Origin of the sequence: Streptomyces apricus (assembly GCF_008369065.1) — a bacterium.
In the GTDB taxonomy this organism is placed as follows: Bacteria; Actinomycetota; Actinomycetes; order Streptomycetales; family Streptomycetaceae; genus Streptomyces; species Streptomyces apricus.
In genome coordinates this window covers 219,717-237,395 of sequence record NZ_VDFC01000046.1, presented here as the reverse complement: position 1 = coordinate 237,395, position 17,679 = coordinate 219,717, and the positions used below count along the sequence as shown (strand labels likewise).

General features: G+C 72.3%; 15 protein-coding genes. 12 read left to right on the top strand and 3 right to left on the bottom strand.

The genetic code is table 11. The features are described from left to right. Positions 1–226: 226 nt before the first annotated feature. Positions 227–1,417 carry an acyl-CoA dehydrogenase family protein gene (locus FGF04_RS21105; RefSeq protein ID WP_149512879.1) on the top strand — a complete coding sequence of 397 codons (1,191 nt, stop codon included), beginning with the start codon at positions 227–229 and terminating at the stop codon, positions 1,415–1,417. A gap of 60 nt (positions 1,418–1,477) precedes the next feature. Here FGF04_RS21105 and FGF04_RS21100 read toward each other — a convergent pair whose 3' ends face one another. Beyond that, positions 1,478–1,921 carry a cell division protein SepF gene (locus FGF04_RS21100; protein WP_149512878.1) on the bottom strand — a complete coding sequence of 148 codons (444 nt, stop codon included), beginning with the start codon at positions 1,919–1,921 and terminating at the stop codon, positions 1,478–1,480. Positions 1,922–2,210: 289 nt separating this feature from the next. Here FGF04_RS21100 and FGF04_RS21095 point away from each other — a divergent pair, with 289 nt between their 5' ends. After that, on the top strand, positions 2,211–3,395 hold the full coding sequence (locus tag FGF04_RS21095) for a DUF5685 family protein (protein WP_149512877.1): 1,185 nt from the start codon (positions 2,211–2,213) through the stop codon (positions 3,393–3,395). Between the two features lie 61 nt (positions 3,396–3,456). On the opposite strand, the gene FGF04_RS21090 is transcribed toward FGF04_RS21095, so the two are convergent. Beyond that, positions 3,457–4,413: an ABC transporter substrate-binding protein gene (locus tag FGF04_RS21090; RefSeq protein WP_149512876.1), complete on the bottom strand. Its 957-nt coding sequence runs from the start codon at positions 4,411–4,413 to the stop codon at positions 3,457–3,459. 496 nt (positions 4,414–4,909) lie between these two features. Here FGF04_RS21090 and FGF04_RS21085 point away from each other — a divergent pair, with 496 nt between their 5' ends. From FGF04_RS21085 to FGF04_RS21050, 8 genes are all read left to right on the top strand, one after another. Further along, positions 4,910–5,764 carry an amino acid ABC transporter permease gene (locus FGF04_RS21085; RefSeq protein WP_149512875.1) on the top strand — a complete coding sequence of 285 codons (855 nt, stop codon included), beginning with the start codon at positions 4,910–4,912 and terminating at the stop codon, positions 5,762–5,764. After that, entirely contained in the window at positions 5,761–7,608 is a 1,848-nt protein-coding gene (locus tag FGF04_RS21080) for an FAD/NAD(P)-binding protein (RefSeq protein WP_149512874.1), read from the top strand. Before FGF04_RS21085 ends, FGF04_RS21080 begins: the two co-directional genes overlap by 4 nt. An 87-nt stretch (positions 7,609–7,695) precedes the next feature. Beyond that, a complete protein-coding gene (locus tag FGF04_RS21075) occupies positions 7,696–8,577 on the top strand; it encodes an amino acid ABC transporter permease (RefSeq protein WP_149512873.1) in 882 nt (293 codons plus the stop codon). Continuing rightward, positions 8,574–9,338 carry an amino acid ABC transporter ATP-binding protein gene (locus FGF04_RS21070; protein WP_149512872.1) on the top strand — a complete coding sequence of 255 codons (765 nt, stop codon included), beginning with the start codon at positions 8,574–8,576 and terminating at the stop codon, positions 9,336–9,338. Before FGF04_RS21075 ends, FGF04_RS21070 begins: the two co-directional genes overlap by 4 nt. Positions 9,339–9,400: 62 nt before the next feature. Continuing rightward, complete coding sequence (locus FGF04_RS21065; protein ID WP_149512871.1) at positions 9,401–10,375, top strand: ABC transporter substrate-binding protein; 975 nt, start codon at positions 9,401–9,403, stop codon at positions 10,373–10,375. Positions 10,376–10,471: 96 nt separating this feature from the next. Beyond that, complete coding sequence (locus FGF04_RS21060; RefSeq protein ID WP_149512870.1) at positions 10,472–11,587, top strand: LLM class flavin-dependent oxidoreductase; 1,116 nt, start codon at positions 10,472–10,474, stop codon at positions 11,585–11,587. Continuing rightward, positions 11,584–12,750, top strand: a complete 1,167-nt coding sequence (locus FGF04_RS21055) for an LLM class flavin-dependent oxidoreductase (protein ID WP_235882427.1) — start codon at positions 11,584–11,586, stop codon at positions 12,748–12,750. Before FGF04_RS21060 ends, FGF04_RS21055 begins: the two co-directional genes overlap by 4 nt. 510 nt (positions 12,751–13,260) lie before the next feature. Continuing rightward, entirely contained in the window at positions 13,261–14,166 is a 906-nt protein-coding gene (locus tag FGF04_RS21050) for a S1 family peptidase (RefSeq protein ID WP_149512869.1), read from the top strand. Between the two features lie 88 nt (positions 14,167–14,254). Here the strand turns inward: FGF04_RS21050 and FGF04_RS21045 are convergent, their stop codons facing one another. Continuing rightward, positions 14,255–15,136, bottom strand: coding sequence for an alpha/beta fold hydrolase (locus FGF04_RS21045; RefSeq protein WP_235882426.1), 882 nt, complete (start codon positions 15,134–15,136; stop codon positions 14,255–14,257). Between the two features lie 90 nt (positions 15,137–15,226). On the opposite strand from FGF04_RS21045, the gene FGF04_RS21040 reads away from it, so the two are divergent. Further along, entirely contained in the window at positions 15,227–16,258 is a 1,032-nt protein-coding gene (locus FGF04_RS21040) for a slipin family protein (RefSeq protein ID WP_149512868.1), read from the top strand. A gap of 286 nt (positions 16,259–16,544) precedes the next feature. Next, on the top strand, positions 16,545–17,627 hold the full coding sequence (locus FGF04_RS21035) for a S1 family peptidase (RefSeq protein WP_149512867.1): 1,083 nt from the start codon (positions 16,545–16,547) through the stop codon (positions 17,625–17,627). The last annotated feature ends 52 nt before the right edge of the window (positions 17,628–17,679 follow it).

Genomic DNA, 17,679 nt, shown 5'->3' with positions numbered 1-17,679 from the left:
CGCGGGTGGAGTCCGTTCGGTGATCCGTGCGTCGTGGTGTGCGTCCGGGCCTCTCCCACCCGCGCACCGCCCGTGCGGGCCGCTCGTGCCGTGCGGGTTTCCCGTGGGGCGTTCTCGCCGTCGGCGGCTGCAGTCCGTATGACGGTCCTGGACGTGTGTCGTCCTGCGTCGTAACGTCTGGGGCGACCTTGGTTAACAGTGCTAGTTTTCTGTGTCGGAGGCATTGATGTCCGCTTCCCCGAAGCTTCCCCCCTTCGACCCCGCCGACCCGCTCGGGGTCGACGACCTGCTGAGCCCGGAGGACCTCGCGGTGCGGGACACCGTGCGGGCCTGGGCGGCGGACCGCGTGCTGCCGCACGTCGCCGAGTGGTACGAGAAGGGGGAGCTGCCGGGCATCCGGGAGCTGGCGCGGGAGTTGGGCGGCATCGGCGCCCTCGGGATGTCCCTCGACGGGTACGGCTGCGCCGGCGCCTCCGCCGTGCAGTACGGCCTCGCCTGTCTGGAGCTGGAGGCCGCCGACTCCGGCATCCGCTCGCTCGTCTCCGTGCAGGGCTCGCTCGCGATGTACGCGATCCACCGGTTCGGCAGCGAGGAGCAGAAGCAGGAGTGGCTGCCCCGTATGGCGTCCGGCGAGGTCATCGGCTGCTTCGGGCTGACCGAGCCCGACCACGGCTCCGACCCCGGCGCCATGCGGACGTACGCGAAGCGGGACGGCGGGGACTGGGTCCTCACCGGGCGCAAGATGTGGATCACCAACGGGTCGGTGGCGGGCGTCGCCGTCGTGTGGGCGCAGACCGACGACGGGATCCGCGGGTTCGTCGTGCCGACCGACCGCCCCGGGTTCTCCGCGCCGGAGATCAAGCGCAAGTGGTCGCTGCGGGCGTCGGTCACCAGCGAGCTGGTCCTCGACGAGGTGCGGCTGCCCGCCGGTGCCGTACTGCCGGAGGTCACCGGGCTGAAGGGCCCGCTCAGCTGTCTGTCCCACGCGCGCTACGGCATCGTGTGGGGCTCGATGGGCGCCGCGCGGGCGAGTTTCGAGGCGGCGGTGGAGTACGCGAGGACGCGCGAGCAGTTCGGGCGGCCCATCGGCGGTTTCCAGCTCACCCAGGCCAAGCTCGCCGACATGGCGGTCGAACTGCACAAGGGGATCCTGCTGGCCCACCACCTGGGCCGGCGGATGGACGCGGGACGGCTCCGTCCCGAACAGGTCAGTTTCGGCAAGCTCAACAACGTGCGGGAGGCGATCGACATCTGCCGTACCGCGCGGACGATCCTCGGCGCCAACGGGATCTCGCTCGAATACCCCGTGATGCGCCACGCGACGAACCTCGAATCGGTGCTCACCTACGAGGGCACCGTCGAGATGCACCAGCTGGTGCTGGGCAAGGCGCTCACCGGTCTCGACGCGTTCCGGTAGGGCCCGGGGCGGGACGCTCCCGCCGCGGTGCCGGGGAACGGGCCCGGTGAGCGGCCTTGCCTAGCTCTGGTTGAAGAAGCCGTCCGTCCGGCGGGCGGCCGGTTCCCCGCTGACGATCTCGGTGTCGGCGGGGGTCAGCAGGAAGACCCGGTTCGACACGCGCTCGATCGAGCCGCGCAGGCCGAAGATCAGGCCGGCCGCGAAGTCGACGACGCGCTTGGCGTCGGCGGGCTCCATGGCCGTGAGGTTCATGATGACGGGCACGCCGTCACGGAAGAGCTCGCCGATGCCACGGGCGTCCCGGAAGCTGTCCGGGGTGACCGTGCCGATCCGGCGGCCCTTCTCCTCCGCCGCCTCCGAGGCCACCTTGACCCGCGGGTCCGTGACCCAGACCTCCCGGCTCCCGGTCTCGGAACCTTCGGCGTAGTCGTCGTCGTAGTAACGCTCGTCATCGTTGTCGTCGACGAGGCCAAGCCAGGCACTCGCCTTGCGCACCGATCCCATGGACGCCTCCTCTCACAGCGGTCTTTCTTCTTTCCGCATCCCCATGGTCGTCCATGATGCGGATGTCGCGCCAAGGGGATAGACGCCGCGCGGGGGTTTCGTGACGGTACTGGTGCACAGCGAATTCGTCGAGAGCCCGCGTACCCCAAGGGTCGTGAGCTACACCGCTGCTGACTGTGAGTGAAATATGATTTGTCCTGGCGGACGGGTGACGGCTGGAGCGTCCGGGTGAACGGAGCGGCCGATACGATGCCGCAGCTCAACGTCGTACACACCACGGGGGAACGTCGTGTTCGGAATCGTCAGGCCCTGCCGGCACCGGCTGGGACAGAAGCTCGAAGCGCAGTGGATGGCTCATCTGTGCGGTCTCTGCCTCGCGCTGCGCGGGGACCACGGGCAGTTCGCCCGCGTCGTCACCAACTACGACGGCCTGCTCATCTCGGTCCTGACGGAGGCTCAGGCCGCGCCCGGAGCAGGGGGACGGCGTACCGCGGGGCCCTGTCCGCTGCGCGGGATGCGGAGCGCGTCGGTCGCTCAGGGTGAGGGCGCGCGGCTCGCCGCGGCCGTGTCGCTGGTGCTCGCCTCCGCGAAGGTGCGCGACCACGTGGCCGACGGGGACGGGCTGCTGGCGCGCCGTCCCGTGGCGCTCGCGGCGCGCCGCGTTGCCACGAACTGGGGCCGGGCGGGGGCGAGGACCGGCTCGGCCGTCGGCTTCGACACCGCCGTACTGGTCGACGCCGTGGACCGGCAGGTGGGCATCGAGGCGCTCGCCGGGCCCGGCACCCCGCTGCTGACCGTCACCGAACCGACGGAGACCGCGACCGCCGCGGCCTTCGCGCACACCGCGGTGCTGGCCGGGCGGCCCGGCAACGCCGCGCCGCTCGCCGAGGCCGGCCGGCTCTTCGGGCGGCTCGCCCACCTGCTGGACGCGGTGGAGGACCGGGAGGCCGACGCCGCCGCCGGTGCCTGGAACCCGCTCACCGCCACCGGGGCGTCCCCGGCGGAGGCCCGGCGGCTCGCCGACGACGCGCTGCACGGGATCCGGCTCGCGCTGCGCGACGTGGAGTTCACCGATCCGAAGCTGGCGCACGTGCTGGTCGTGCACGAGCTGCGGAACTCGGTGGACCGGGCGTTCGGCACGGCGTCCTGCTCGCACGGCAACCCCTACGCGCCGTCCGGGCCCGGCGTTCCGCCCCCGCCGCCGCCCGAGCCGCCGCGCCGTGACCGGCGCGGGCTGCTCGCCGGGTGTGCGGTGTGGGCGGGGCTGGCCTGTACGTGCCAGATGTGCTGCGGGGAGTACCACGATCCGTGGTCGGGGGAGCGGAAGCCGGGGTTCTGCCAGCGGTGCGACGACTGCAGTGACTGTTGTGAGTGCTGTGACTGCTGCGGGAAGTGCGGGGATTGTTGCGGGAGCTGTTGTGACGGGTGTGGGTGGCCCGGTGGGGGCTGGTCGCGCAGTTCCCCGCGCCCCTAAATGATTGCGCCGTTCCCCGCGCCCCTGAAGGACTGCGCCGTTCCCCGCGCCCCTGAAGGGGTCAGGGCTTTTCCGGGGGTGAGATCTCGGACTTCTCTATTGCCGAGCCTGTCGTGCCCCACTTCTTGAGGATCTTTTTGTAGGTGCCGTCCTCGATCAGGGCGTTCACCGCGGCCTGGAAGGCGGGTGCCAGCTTCGTGCCCTTGTCGAAGGCGAAGCCCACGTCCAGCCGGTGGAACTCGTTGAGGAACTTCAGGCCCTCCTGCTGGGCGACGGCGTAGCGCAGCCCGTTGATCGTGCTCATCACCACATCGCTGCGGCCCTGCTGCAGCGAGGACCAGAGCGCGCCCTGCTCGCTGTACGTCTGCACCTGGTACGCCTTCTCGCCCGCGTCGGAGCAGACGTGCTTCTGCTTCTCCAGGGTGGCCTCGAAGGTGGTGCCCGCCCCGGTCGCCACGTTCAGGCCGCACAGCTGGGTGAGGTCGGTGACCTTGTCCAGCTTGCTGTCCTCGCGGGTGGCGAAGCCCTGGCCGTCGTTGATGTAGGTGACGAAGTCGATGGTTTCGCGGCGCTCGTCGGTGACGCCGAAGTTGCCGACGCCGACGTCGTACTTGCCGCTGTCGAGGGCGGGCAGGATCGCCTCGAAGCTCGCGGCCTCGCGCTTCAGCCGCAGGCCGAGCGCCTTCGCCACGGCGTCCGCGAAGTCGACGTCCTGGCCCGCGAGGGTCTTGCCGTCCGCCAGGTAGCCGGTACCGGGCGGCGACCCGCCGACGCTCACGGCGAGGGTCAGCGAATCGGTGCCCGCGGGCAGCAGCTTCGCGGCGGCCGCGTTCTTCCCGACGGCGGAGACGACGTCCGTGGTGGGGATCCCGTCCTCCGTGCCGGCGGCCGCCTGGGCGGTGCCGCCCGCGGCGGTGTCGTCCGCGCCCGAACCGCACGCGGTGAGCAGCAGGGTGGCGGAGGTGATCAGGGCGAACGGCAGCAGGAACGGTCGGCGGGCACGCGGGAACGTACGCATGGAGCGGTCTCCTGGAGGCAGAGCGCGACGTGGAGGAGCGCGCGCGGAAGAGCAGAAGAAGCGCGCGCGGAAGCAGCGCGGAAAGGAGGGAGCGCGAGGGGAGGGGTGCGCGTGTGAAGGCCTGGCGGCGGAGCGGGMGCGGGAAACGCGGAAGGCGCCCGCCGTCAGAAGGGCCGGGCGCGCAGGGGGTCAGCTCAACAGGACGAGGACCACACTCGACCGAAGTCGATGTGGGAGCGCGTGACCAGCCACTGCTGCGAATGCATGCGCACAAGTGGAACAGCCATTCGGTTCGGCGTCAACTGGCCTGAGACGTACCGCTCACAGTGTGGACAACCTTGACAGGCGGGGGAAACGCCCCCGTACTCTCGACGGACGGCCCTGCTGAGGGGCTCGGCCGTGCACGCCGTACGACGCCCCCGGGCGTCCGGCGTGATCGCGTGATCCGTGTGAAGGCACCACCCGTGTTCGACCCGACGCATCACGGAGCCTTCGCATGTCCTCGCACACCCTCACCGAGGTGGCCGCCCCCGGAGATCCCCGGGACGCCGAGCCCCCGCGCATCGTCCCCCGGCGCCGGTTCGGCCAGTGGACCGCCGCGGGCCTCGTCCTGGTCCTGCTCGGACTCGCCGTCAACTCCGTCGCCCGCAACGAGGCGTTCCGGTGGGACGTGGTCGGCGACTACTTCACCTCGGCCGCGGTGCTGCGCGGACTCGGCCTCACCCTCTGGCTGACCGCCCTCGTCATGGCGCTCGGCTTCGCCCTCGGCGCCCTGCTCGCCGCGGGCCGGCTCTCCGCCAACCCCGTGCTGCGCGGCGTGAGCTGGGGATACGTCTGGCTCTTCAGGTCGATGCCGATCCTGGTGCAGCTGCTGTTCTGGTTCAACATCGGGGCGCTCTACCCGACGCTCTTCGGCGTCAAAACGGTGAACCTGCTCGGACCCGTCACCGTCGCGATCATCGGCCTCACCCTGCACGAGGCCGCGTACGCCGCCGAGGTCGTGCGCGGCGGCATCCTCTCCGTGGACCGCGGCCAGGTCGAGGCCGCCCAGGCGCTCGGACTGAGCCGGTGGCGCCGCTGGTGGCGGATCGTGCTGCCGCAGGCCATGCGCTCCATCGTGCCGCCGGCCGGGAACATGCTGATCGGGACGCTCAAGGGCACCTCGATCGTCAGCGTGATCGCCGTCCAGGACCTGCTCTACTCCGTGCAGCTCGTCTACCACCGCACCTACCAGGTCATCCCGCTCCTGATGGTGGCCACCGTCTGGTACGTGATCGTCACCTCGGTGCTCAGCGTCGGCCAGTACTACGTCGAGCGGCACTACGGACGCGGATCGGAGCTCGCCCGATGAGCGCGACGAGCGTGCCGAGTTCGACGAGTGCGACGAGCGTGCCAGCTGCGTCGCGCGGGCCGCGTCCCTCGCTGGTCATCGTGGGCGCCGGGCCGCGCGGCACCGGGCTCCTGGAGCGCATCGCCGCCAACGCGCCCGAGCTGTACGCCGGTTCGCAGCTCGCCGGGACCGGCCTCGACGTGCACCTCGTCGACCCGTTCCCGCCGGGCGGCGGACGCATCTGGCGCGAGGAGCAGTCGCCGCTGCTGTGGATGAACTCGCAGGCCCAGGACGTCACCATGTTCACCGACGACTCGGTGGCCATGACCGGACCCGTGGGCGAGGGCCCCACCCTGCACGAGTGGGCCGGACTCGACGGACGCGTCTTCGCCGGCCGGCGGCGCCAGGGCGCCTACCTGCGCTGGGTGTACGAGCGGACCGTCGCCGCGCTCCCCGAGGGCGTCCGCGTCCACCACCACCCCCGCCGCGCCGTACGGGTCGAGGGGCCGCGCGGGGGACGCCAGCAGGTGTGGCTGGAGGGCCGGCCGCGCCCGCTCGCCGCCGACCTCGTCGTCCTCACCCTCGGCCACCTCGACGCCGAACCCGACGACGAGCAGCGCCGGCTGGCCGCGTACGCCGACGCCCACGGCCTGGTCCACCTGCCGCCGGACTTCACCGCCGACAGCGACCTGTCCGCCCTCGCCCCCGGCGAACCGGTGCTCGTGCGCGGCTTCGGGCTCGCCTTCGTCGACCTGATGGTCCTCCTCACGGAAGGCCGCGGCGGCCGCTACGAGACCGGCCCGGACGGCGGGTTGACGTACCTCCCGTCCGGGCGCGAGCCCGTCCTGCACGTCGGGTCGCGCCGTGGGGTCCCGTACCACTCGAAGATCGGCTACGACTGGACCGGCGAACGGCCCCCGCTGCCCCGCTTCTTCGGGCCCGCCGAGGTGGACGCGCTGCTCGCGCTCCCCGACGGCCCCGACTTCCGCCGGGACGTGTGGCCGCTCGTCGAGAAGGAGCTGGGCTTCGCCCACTACCACCGGCTGTTCGCCGCGCACCCCGGGCGCACCGCCATGGCCTGGACGGACTTCGAGGAGAAGTACGCCGCCGCCGGCACCGCCGAGGTCGCGGCCCTCGTCGCCTCCGCCGTGCCCGACCCCGCCGACCGGCTGGACCTGACGGCGCTCGACCACCCGCTGGACGGGGTGCGCCACCCGTCGTACGACGCGCTCCAGGACGGCCTGCGGGCGTACGTCGAGGGGGACCTCGCCCGGCGCCACGACCCCGCCCACAGCCCGGACCTCGCCGTCTTCCTCGGACTCCTTTCCGTGTACGGGCAGTTGGTCCGGCTCGGCGACATCGGGCCCTGGTGGCACGGCTTCTTCAGCTACCTCGCCTCCGGACCGCCCGGACCGCGGCTGCACCAGCTGCTGGCCCTGTCCCGGGCAGGCGTGCTGAGGTTCCTCGGCGCGGGCATGGAGGTGTCGGCCGCGGACGGGGTCTTCCGGGCCACGAGCGCCACCGTGCCGGGGGAGTACGTCGAGGCCCGCGCGCTCGTCGAGGCGCGGCTGCCGCACCCGACGGTCGAGCGGACCCGCGACGCCCTCCTGCGCGCCCTGCACGCCGAAGGGGCCGGCACGACGCCCGAGGGGCTGCTCGCAGTGGACCCCGCGGACGGGCGCGTCCTGGACCGGTCCGGCACCCCGCACCCGCGCCGCTTCGCACTCGGACCGCACACCGACGCCCGGGGCTCCGGAGCGTTCACCCGGCCGCGCACCGGCGGGCCCGCCTTCCGGCAGAACGACGCCACCGCACGCGCCGTGCTGGCCTTCCTGCGCGACCTCTCCTGTCGCGCCGCCGCCTGACCCCGGCCGCACGCGCCTTCGCGGCACCCGCATCCCCGCCCGGCTCGCTTTTAGCACCGTGCACCCCTTCTCCCGCCCGAGGACCCCATGTCGCTGACCAGTGATCCACCCCTCGCCAGGACACCGGCCGAACCCGAGGACTACGGCGCGCTCAAGGTGGTGCCCGTCCGGCACCCCTGGCGCTGGGCCGCCGTGGTCGTGACCGCCGTGCTGCTCGCCCAGTTCGCCCACGGACTCGCCACCAACGCCGGCTGGGAATGGGAGGTGTTCGCCGAGTTCTTCACCGCCGAAGTGGTCCTGAAAGCGGTCTGGGTCACCCTCCAGCTGACCGTCTACGGCACGGCGCTCGGGTTCGCCCTGGGGATCGTCCTCGCCTTCATGCGGCTGTCCGCCAGCCCGTTCCTCAAAGCCGTCGCCTTCGCCTACATCTGGGCGTTCCGGTCGATCCCGCTCATCGTGCAGCTGCTCTTCTGGTTCAACCTCGCCTACCTCTACAAGGAGCTGCAGTTCGGCATCCCCTTCGGGCCCGGCTTCTTCTCCTTCGACACGATGGGCCTGGTCGGCGCGATGAGCGCGGCCGTCCTGGGCCTCGCCCTGCACCAGGCCGCGTACGCCGCGGAGATCGTGCGCGGCGGCGTCCTGTCCGTCGACGGCGGGCAGCTGGAGGCGGCCGCCGCGCTCGGCATCCCCCGGCTGCGGCAGATCCGGCGGATCGTGCTCCCGCAGGCGATGCGCTCCATCCTGCCCAACGCCGCCAACGAGGTGATCTCCCTCTTCAAGGGCACCTCCATCGTCTCCGTCATGGCGATCGGCGAGCTCTTCTACCAGGTCCAGGTCATCTACGGACGCAACGGCCGGGTCGTACCGCTGCTCATGGTCGCCACGGCCTGGTACATCCTCCTGACCACCGCGCTCTCCGTGATCCAGCACTACGTGGAACGACACTTCGCGAAAGGAAGCACCCGATGAGCGCGCCCATGGTCGACGTCCGGTCCGTCCACAAGAGCTTCGGCGCGCTGGAGGTGCTCAAGGGCGTCGACCTGCAGGTGCGCGCCGGCGAGGTCACCGTCGTCCTCGGCCCCTCCGGCTCCGGCAAGTCCACCCTGCTGCGCACCATCAACCACCTGGAGAAGGTCGACCAGGGCTGGATCAGCGTGGACGGCGCGCTGGTCGGCTACCGGCGCTCCGGCGACAAGCTGTACGAGCTGCGCGAGCGCGAGATCCTCAAGCAGCGCACCCGGATCGGGTTCGTCTTCCAGAACTTCAACCTCTTCCCGCACCTCACGGTGCTGGAGAACATCGTCGAGGCCCCGGTCTCCGCGCTGAAGCGGCCCCGCAAGGAGGCCACCGAGGCGGCGCGCGGGCTGCTCGACCGGGTCGGGCTCGCCGACAAGGCCGGCGCCTATCCGAAGCAGCTGTCCGGCGGCCAGCAGCAGCGCGTGGCCATCGCCCGGGCGCTCGCCCTGGAGCCCCGGCTGCTGCTCTTCGACGAGCCGACGTCCGCGCTCGACCCCGAGCTGGTCGGCGAGGTGCTCGACGTCATCAAGGACCTGGCGCACCAGGGCACCACGATGATCGTCGTCACGCACGAGATCGGCTTCGCCCGCGAGGTCGCCGACACCGTGGTCTTCATGGACGACGGCCGCGTCGTGGAGCAGGGCTCCCCCGGCGACGTGCTCGACGCGCCGCGCCACGAGCGCACCCGCGCCTTCCTCTCCAAGGTCCTGTGACGGTCCGCCGGCCAGGGTCCCCCCACCGTTTTCCACCGTTTCCCCATCGAAGGAGTTCATCCGTGACATCCCGACGCACCGTCCTCGCCGCCTCCGTCGCCGCCCTCGTCGTCGCCCCGCTGCTCAGCGCCTGCGGCGGTGACAGCGACGCGGCGACCGGGACGGGCTCGTCCGGAACCAAGAAGGTCGGCGACGTCAACATCGGCCCCGACCAGAACCGGATCCGCGGCAAGAAGGCCGACGAGATCGCCGCACTCGTCCCGGCGGCGATCCGCGAGCGCGGCACGCTGAGGCTCGGCCAGAGCGCGGACGCCTCGCCGCCACTCGGGTTCTACGCGACCGACGACAAGACCAGAATCGGTTCGGAGATCGACCTCGCCACCCTCGTCGCCGACACCCTCGGGCTGAAGATCGACAACGACGAGGTCTCCTGGGAGAACCTCTTCGTCGGCCTGGACAGCGGCAAGTTCGACGCCGTCTTCTCGAACGTCACCGTCACCGAGGAGCGCAAGGAGAAGTACGACTTCGCCACCTACCGCCTCGACAACATCGCGTTCGAGGCGAAGAAGGGCAGCGGCTGGAAGGTCGAGAAGCCCGCGGACATCGCCGGGAAGACGATCGCCGTCGCCTCCGGCACCAACCAGGAGAAGATCCTCGTCGACTGGAGCGAGCAGAACGAGAAGGCCGGCCGCAAAGCGGTCAGCATCAAGTACTTCCAGAAGGACACCGACTACTACCTGGCCCTCCAGTCCGGCCGCATCGACGCCTACCTGGGTCCGAGCCCGTCCGCCGCGTACCACGTGGCGAGCGCCGGGCAGTCGGAGATCGTCGGCACGCTCTCGGGCGCCGGGGGCGACCTCCAGGGCAAGATCGCCGCGACCACGAAGAAGGGCAGCGGGCTCGTCGACGCGTACGCGGCCGCCGTCAACCACGTGATCGAGAACGGCAGTTACGCGAAGGTCCTCAAGCGGTGGGGCCTGTCCGGCGAGGCCGTGCCGAAGTCGGAGATCAACCCGCCGGGCCTGCCCAAGAGCTGACACCGGCCCCGGAACCGTCCGCTTCGTCCGTTCCGGTCGCCGCCGCGGTCATCTGCCGCGGCGGCGACCGGGCGTCCCAGAGAGGTTCTGCTTCCCATGACAGCCCCGAACGGCCGGGGGCTCCTGCACCTGGCCGCCGCCGTCGACCAGCGAGCGGCCCACGACGCCCCGGCCCACGTCGAGCTGGCGCGGCTCGCGGAGCGCGGCGGGTTCGACTTCGTGACGCTGGACGACGCCTTCACGCGGCCCGGGCTCGACGCGCTCGCCGTGCTGGCCCGGGTGGCGCCCGCCACGACCCGCGTCGGCCTGGTGCCGACCGTCACCACCACGCACACCGAGCCGTTCCGCGTCCAGGCCGCCGTGGCGACCCTCGACTGGGTGAGCGGCGGCCGGGCCGGCTGGTGTATCGACGTGTCGACCACCGAGGGGGAGGCCCGCCTCTTCGGTCGTCGGCACGCCGCGCCCGCGGACGCGCTGTGGCGGGAGGCGGGACAGGTCGCCGACGCGGCGGCCCGGCTGTGGGACAGCCGGGAGGACGGCGCCGCGGTACGCGACACGGCGACCGGCCGCTCCACAGGCCGCTCCACCGGACGTCCCACCGGCCGCTCCGCCGGTCGCGGCAGGCCGCACCGCGTCGACTTCCGGGGCGACACCTTTGCCGTACGCGGTCCGTCGACCGCGCCCAGACCCCCGCAGGGCCACCCGGTGCGGGTCGTCGACGCCACCGACCGGCACGCCCGCGCGACCGCCGCCCGCTACGCGGACGTGGCACTGGTGCAGGGGGCGACCCCGGCGCAGGTCGGCGCCGTACGGGCGCAGTTGCACGCCGCCGCGCTCGCGCACGGCCGGGACCCGGACGAGCTGCGCGTCCTGGCCGCCCTCACCGTCGACCTCGGTGACGGCGAGCGCGCGGCCGAGCGGGGACACGGCGGGGGCGGACCGCGGCAGACCGCGCAGGGCCCCCTCTACCGCGGCGGCCCCGTCGACCTCGCCGAACTGATCGCCGCCTGGCACGGGACCGGTGCCGCCGACGGCTTCCACCTCACCCCCGTCGAGCCGGGGCGGGACCTGGAACGCCTGGTCAACGGCACGGTCGCACTGCTGCAGCACCGTGGGCTCTTCCGCACCTTCTACCCGGGCAGCACTCTGCGCGAGCACCTGGGACTGGCCCGGCCCGCGAACCGGTACGCCGTGACAGGGGGAACGTCATGACCGTACCCACGCCCGCCCGTCCCGCGCCCGGAGGGCAGCCCGCTCCCCGGCCCATGCACCTCGCCGTGCACGTCCCCGCGGCCGACGACCCCGTCGTCCGCGCCGATCTCCGGACAGGTCTCCCGGCCGGGCTCCCGGCGGACTTCGCGTCCTACGCGCGGCTCGCGCGCACCGCCGAGCGGGGACTGTTCGACTTCCTCCTCCTCAGCGAGGAGTTGCGCCTGCGCGAGGACGGGGGAAGCGGACACGGGGCCGACGCGGCCGGGCGGCCCGAGCCGGTCACCGCGCTGAACGCGCTGGCCGCCGTCACCGGACGCCTCGGACTCGCCGCGTCGGTCGGTACGCGCTTCATCGAGCCGTACGAACTCGCGCGCGGGTTCGCCACGCTGGACCACCTCAGCGGCGGACGCGCGGCCTGGCACGTCGCGCACGCCGCCGACCCCCTCGCCGGGGAGAACTTCCGGGACGACGTGTCCCCCGACCGCTCCGGGCCTTCCGCCGCCCCCTTCGCCCGGACCGCCGAGTTCGTTGCCGCGGCGCGGGAGGTGTGGGACTCCTGGACCCCCGACGGCGTCTCGCGTCCGTTCGCGCACCGCGGCCGGTACTTCGACATCGCGGGCGAGTCCACCGTGGCGCGCTCCCCGCAGGGCCACCCCGTCGTCATCCGGTCGCTGGACGCGACGGTGGACACGGCGCCGGACGCGGCACAGGACACGGCGGAGGACAGGGAGTTCGCCGCGGCGGTCGCCGACGTGGTCCTCGTCCCGCACCGCACCCCGGCGGCCGGCCGCGTGCTCCACGCCGACGTGAAGGGCCGCCTCGCCGGGTACGGCCGGGACCACGACGACCTGAAGGTCCTGTCGCGCGCCACCTTCGTGCTCGGCGACACGATCGCCGAGGCGCGGGAGCGGGCCGCCGGGGCGGCGGACCCGTGGTCCTTCGTCGGCACACCGGAGTCGGTCGCCGCCGGGATGGACGATTTCGTACGGTCCGGTGCGGCCGACGGCTTCCTCCTCGCGCCGCACCCCGGCCCCGGCGGCCTCGACGAGTTCGTGGACCGGGTCGTGCCCCTGCTCCAGGAGCGCGGCGCGTTCCGGACGCGGTACACCGGCGCGACCCTGCGCGCGCGCCTCGGACTGCCGCATCCGGTCTGGAAGGGCTGACCCGGCAACGACGGACGGGATGTCGCACCGCGGGCGGCGGTCCGGGAGGACGGTTCCCATGGTCGGTTTTCGGCGATGCCACGGGCGGACCCGTTGGTCACCGCCCGCGGCGCCCGGCGCCGCCCGAGGCGCGGGGGCGCACGGCGGTGGTCCGCCACCGGCCCCTGCTCCCGCCGTGTACATCCACGGGCCCTTCCATCTGCCCCTTTCGGCCGCCGGGCCCTACCCTGGGCGCGGCGGCCGCGGCCGGAGAGCGCCGTCCGCTCCGCTGTTCCGCACGCGTCCCAGGTGACGACGCCCGCAAGATCGACGTACGTAGGGCGTAAGCAAGTTGAACGTCGTACGGCCGAAAGGCGCCCTTGCGTCCTTCGGGTGCACGGCCGAATACTCCCCACCAGCGCCTTGTCAGGGGCACGGCGTATCCGGAATCCGGACACCCTGCCCCCGGCGTGCGCCTCACGGGCCCCGACCCCACGCGGGCCCCCGACTTCCCTTTGGAGGGAACGAACAGTGAGGACCAAGCGCACCACCCCCCGTAGCGGCGTTGCGAGACGGACCCGGCTGATCGCCGTGGCCTCCGGACTCGTGGCCGCGGCCGCGTTCACCGTCCCCGCCGCGAACGCGAACGACGCGTCGACGTTCAGCACCGCCCAGCTGAAGAGCGCCAACTCCGCGGTGCTCAAGGCCGACGTGCCCGGTACCGCCTGGGCGACCGACGCCAAGACCGGCAAGATCCTGGTCACGGTCGACAGCACGGTCTCGAAGGCGGAGATCGCGAAGATCAAGCGGGCCGCGGGCGCCAACGCCGGTGCCCTGCAGATCAAGAGCACCCCGGGCAAGATCAACAAGTTGATCAAGGGCGGCGACGCCATCTATGCGAGTAGCTGGCGCTGTTCGCTCGGCTTCAACGTCAAGAACAGTGCGGGCGCGGACTACTTCGTGACCGCCGGTCACTGCACCGACGGCGCCGGCACCTGGTGGTCGAACTCGGGGCACACCACCACCCTCGGGACGACGGCCGGCTCCAGCTTCCCGACCAACGACTACGGGCTGGTGCGCTACACCAACACCTCGGTGGCCAAGTCGGGCACCGCCGGCAGCGTGGACATCACCAGCGCCGCCACCCCGGCCGTGGGCACCAACGTCATCCGCACCGGCTCCACCACGGGTACGCGGACCGGGCGGGTCACCGCCCTCAACGCGACCGTCAACTACGGTGGCGGCGACGTCGTCTACGGCATGATCCAGACCACGGTCTGCGCCGAGCCCGGCGACTCCGGTGGCGCGATGTACGGCAGCAACGGTGTCGCCTACGGTCTGACCTCCGGCGGCAGCGGCAACTGCACCTCCGGCGGCACGACGTTCTTCCAGCCGGTCACCGAAGCGCTGAGCGCCTACGGCGTCAACGTCTTCTAGACCGTCCGCACGGTTCGCACCACAGCCGGCAGCCAGCAGCCGGTGGGCCCCCGCACACCGTTCGCGGTGCGGGGGCCCGTCGTCCGGTTCAGCCGCCGGCGCGCGGCGCCGGGCACAGCCAGTCCAGTACGTCCGGCAGGGCCTCCAGCGCCGAGAAGTGGCCGCCCTCCGGATCCAGGACCGGGCGGGCCCGGGGGATGCGCCCGGCCAGCCACTCGAAGTGGCCCACCGGGGAGAAGGCGTCCCGGGCGCCGTGCCACAGCAGCACGGGGCGGGTGACGCGCGCCGGGTCGAAGCCCCAGTCGCTCAGCAGCGCGAGGGTGTCGTCGAGCCAGCCGTACGCCGAAGTGCCCAGCGCCGTGCGGTAGTCGCGCAACAGCATCTCGCCCAGGGCCGGCACGGAGACGACCCGCCGGTCGGCGTCGGTGAGGCCGTCGCGGAGCGACGCGAGGAACTGGGCCGGGTCGGCCCGGATCACGGCGGCCCGCGCGGCGAGCCGGTCCGCGAAGTCCACGGGGTCGGTCAGCGCCCGGGTGTACTCCTCGACGGTGCCCGCCGCCATCCCCTCGAACCAGTCCAGCCCTTCGGCGGCCGGCGGCGCCGGGCTCGCCAGCACGGCGGCCCGCCGCACCCTGGCCGGCAGCAGCGCCGCGCAGGCCAGCGCGTGCGGGGCGCCGCCCGCCCTGCCCAGCACCGCGAACCGGCCGAGCCCGAGCATGTCGGCCAGCGCCGCCACGTCCCGTGCCGCCTGCGCCACCCGGCGCCCCGGACCGCGGTCGGAGTCCCCGTACCCCGGACGGTCGTACGCGATGAACCGCACCCCGGGACGCGCCTCCACCAGCTCCCGCGGCACCGTCCCGAGCCGGCCGCCCGGGGTGCCGTGCAGCAGGACCACCGGTGTGCCGTCCGGGTCGCCCCATTCCTCGAACGCCAGCCGCCGTCCGTCCCGCATCCGTATCCCGCTCGGCACCTCGGTCCTCCATCTCCCCTTCGCCCGCGCGCCGGAGTTACCGTCGAAGTACACACCTTTTGCGCCCGTTGCGGACCCCGGGGGGTCGTCATGGTCGAGGAGCTGGTGGCGGCGGGAGTGGCACTCGCGTCCGTCGGAACGGTGTACATGATGGCCGCGGCCCGCGTCGTCAAACAGTACGAGCGGGGGGTGGTGCTCCGGCTCGGAAGGCTGCGGTCGGGCGTACGCGGTCCGGGATTCACCATGATCATGCCCTTCGTGGACCGGCTCCAGAAGGTCAACATGCAGATCGTGACGCTGCCGGTGCCCGCCCAGGAGGGGATCACCCGGGACAACGTGACGGTCCGGGTGGACGCCGTCGTCTACTTCAAGGTGGTGTCCGCCGCCGACGCGGTCATCAAGGTCGAGGACTACCGGTTCGCGGTCTCGCAGATGGCGCAGACGTCGCTGCGCTCGATCATCGGCAAGAGTGAGCTGGACGACCTGCTCTCCAACCGCGAGAAGCTGAACCAGGGCCTGGAGCTGATGATCGACAGTCCGGCCGTGGAGTGGGGCGTCTCCATCGACCGGGTCGAGATCAAGGACGTGTCGCTGCCGGAGACGATGAAGCGGTCCATGGCGCGCCAGGCGGAGGCCGACCGGGAGCGGCGCGCCCGGGTCATCAACGCGGACGCCGAACTGCAGGCCTCCAAGAAGCTGGCGGAGGCGGCCGGGGTGATGTCGGAGCAGCCCGCGGCGCTGCAACTGCGGTTGCTGCAGACCGTGGTGGCGGTCGCCGCCGAGAAGAACTCCACGCTCGTCCTGCCCTTCCCGGTCGAGCTGCTGCGCTTCCTGGAGCGGGCCCAGCCGACGGCTCACGGCGCCGCTCCCGGAACCTCGCACGGCACCGCCCATGTCCATGCGCAGCCGGCGCCCCGGACGGCGGACGCGACCGGTGCCGGGGCGCAGACCCCGGGGGAGGACGGGGCGGAGGCCGGGGCCGGAACGCCGCAGGCGCTGTCCGGGTCCCAGCAGGCGCAGCGCCTGCTCGCCCAGTGGCAGCAATCGATGCAGCAGCAACTCCCGCCCGTCGAGGCACCGCTGGATCCGGACTTCGGAGGGTCGAAAACCGGACAGGACTAGACCTCACACAGGGGCGTTGGTTACTCGCTCGTAGTGTTTGCGATGGGGATCGGCGCGCTGTGCCAGCGCTCTTGTCAATGCGCGTCAACCGTGCGGGGGCGCGCGGAACCTTTCGCGTGCGCGTCCTGAAGTCGACCTTGTGTGCTTCTGCACGGCGTCGGAATAGTGGTCGGTGTCCGTTGGCATGGACGCGGCTTTTTTAGTGAGTCGTCCCTCATGTCACACACCTTTCGGCCGCGGAGGTCCCCACAATCGCCGCGTCCGACCCCCCACAGGAGGACACGAGTTGAAGCACCGACGTATATCCGGACGGCGGACCGCCGTGGCGGGTGCGGGCATCGCCGCACTCGTCGTGGGCGGAGTCACCTTGCAGAGTGCGAACGCGAGTGAGAACGCGCCCGCCCCCGAACCGAGGACCCTCTCGGTCGCGGCGGCCGGAAAGCTCGCTTCGGTGCTCGGCCAGGACCTCGGCGCCGACGCGGCGGGAACGTATTACGACGCGAAGTCCAGGACCCTCGTCGTGAACGTCCTCGACGCGGACGCGGCCGGCACCGCCGAGGCGGCGGGCGCGGAGGCCAGAATCGTCGAGAACTCCCTCGCCGAACTGAAGGGCGCCCGTACGACGCTGAAGCAGGACGCGACCATCCCCGGCACCTCGTGGGCGGTCGACCACGCGGCCAACAAGGTCGTCGTCACCGCGGACCGCACGGTCACCGGCGCCGAGCTGGCCGAACTGACGAAGGTCGTCGACGGGCTCGGCGCGACGGCCGAACTCAAGCGCACGAAGGGTGAGTTCAGGACCTTCGTCGCCGGCGGTGACGCCATCACCGGCGACGGCGGCCGCTGCTCGCTCGGCTTCAACGTGGTGAAGGGCGGCGAGCCGTTCTTCCTCACCGCCGGGCACTGCACCGAGGGGATCACCACCTGGTCCGACTCCTCGGGCGCCGAGATCGGCGAGAACGCGGACTCCAGCTTTCCCGGCAACGACTACGGCCTGGTGAAGTACACCGCGGACGTGGCGCACCCGAGCGAGGTGAACCTGTACGACGGGTCCGCCCAGCAGATCTCGGGGGCGGCGGAGGCGACCGTCGGCATGCAGGTCACCCGGAGCGGGTCCACGACCCAGGTGCACGGCGGGTCGGTCACCGGGCTGGACGCCACGGTGAACTACGGCAACGGTGACGTCGTCAACGGGCTGATCCAGACGGACGTCTGCGCCGAGCCCGGGGACAGCGGTGGGTCGCTGTTCTCGGGGAGCAGTGCGGTGGGGCTCACGTCCGGGGGGAGTGGTGACTGCACCTCCGGTGGGGAGACGTTCTTCCAGCCGGTGACGGAGGCGTTGTCCGCGACCGGGACGCAGATCGGCTGACGGTTCGTCCGCCTACTCGGCGAGCCCCGCGTCCACCTTGCCGGTGGGGGCG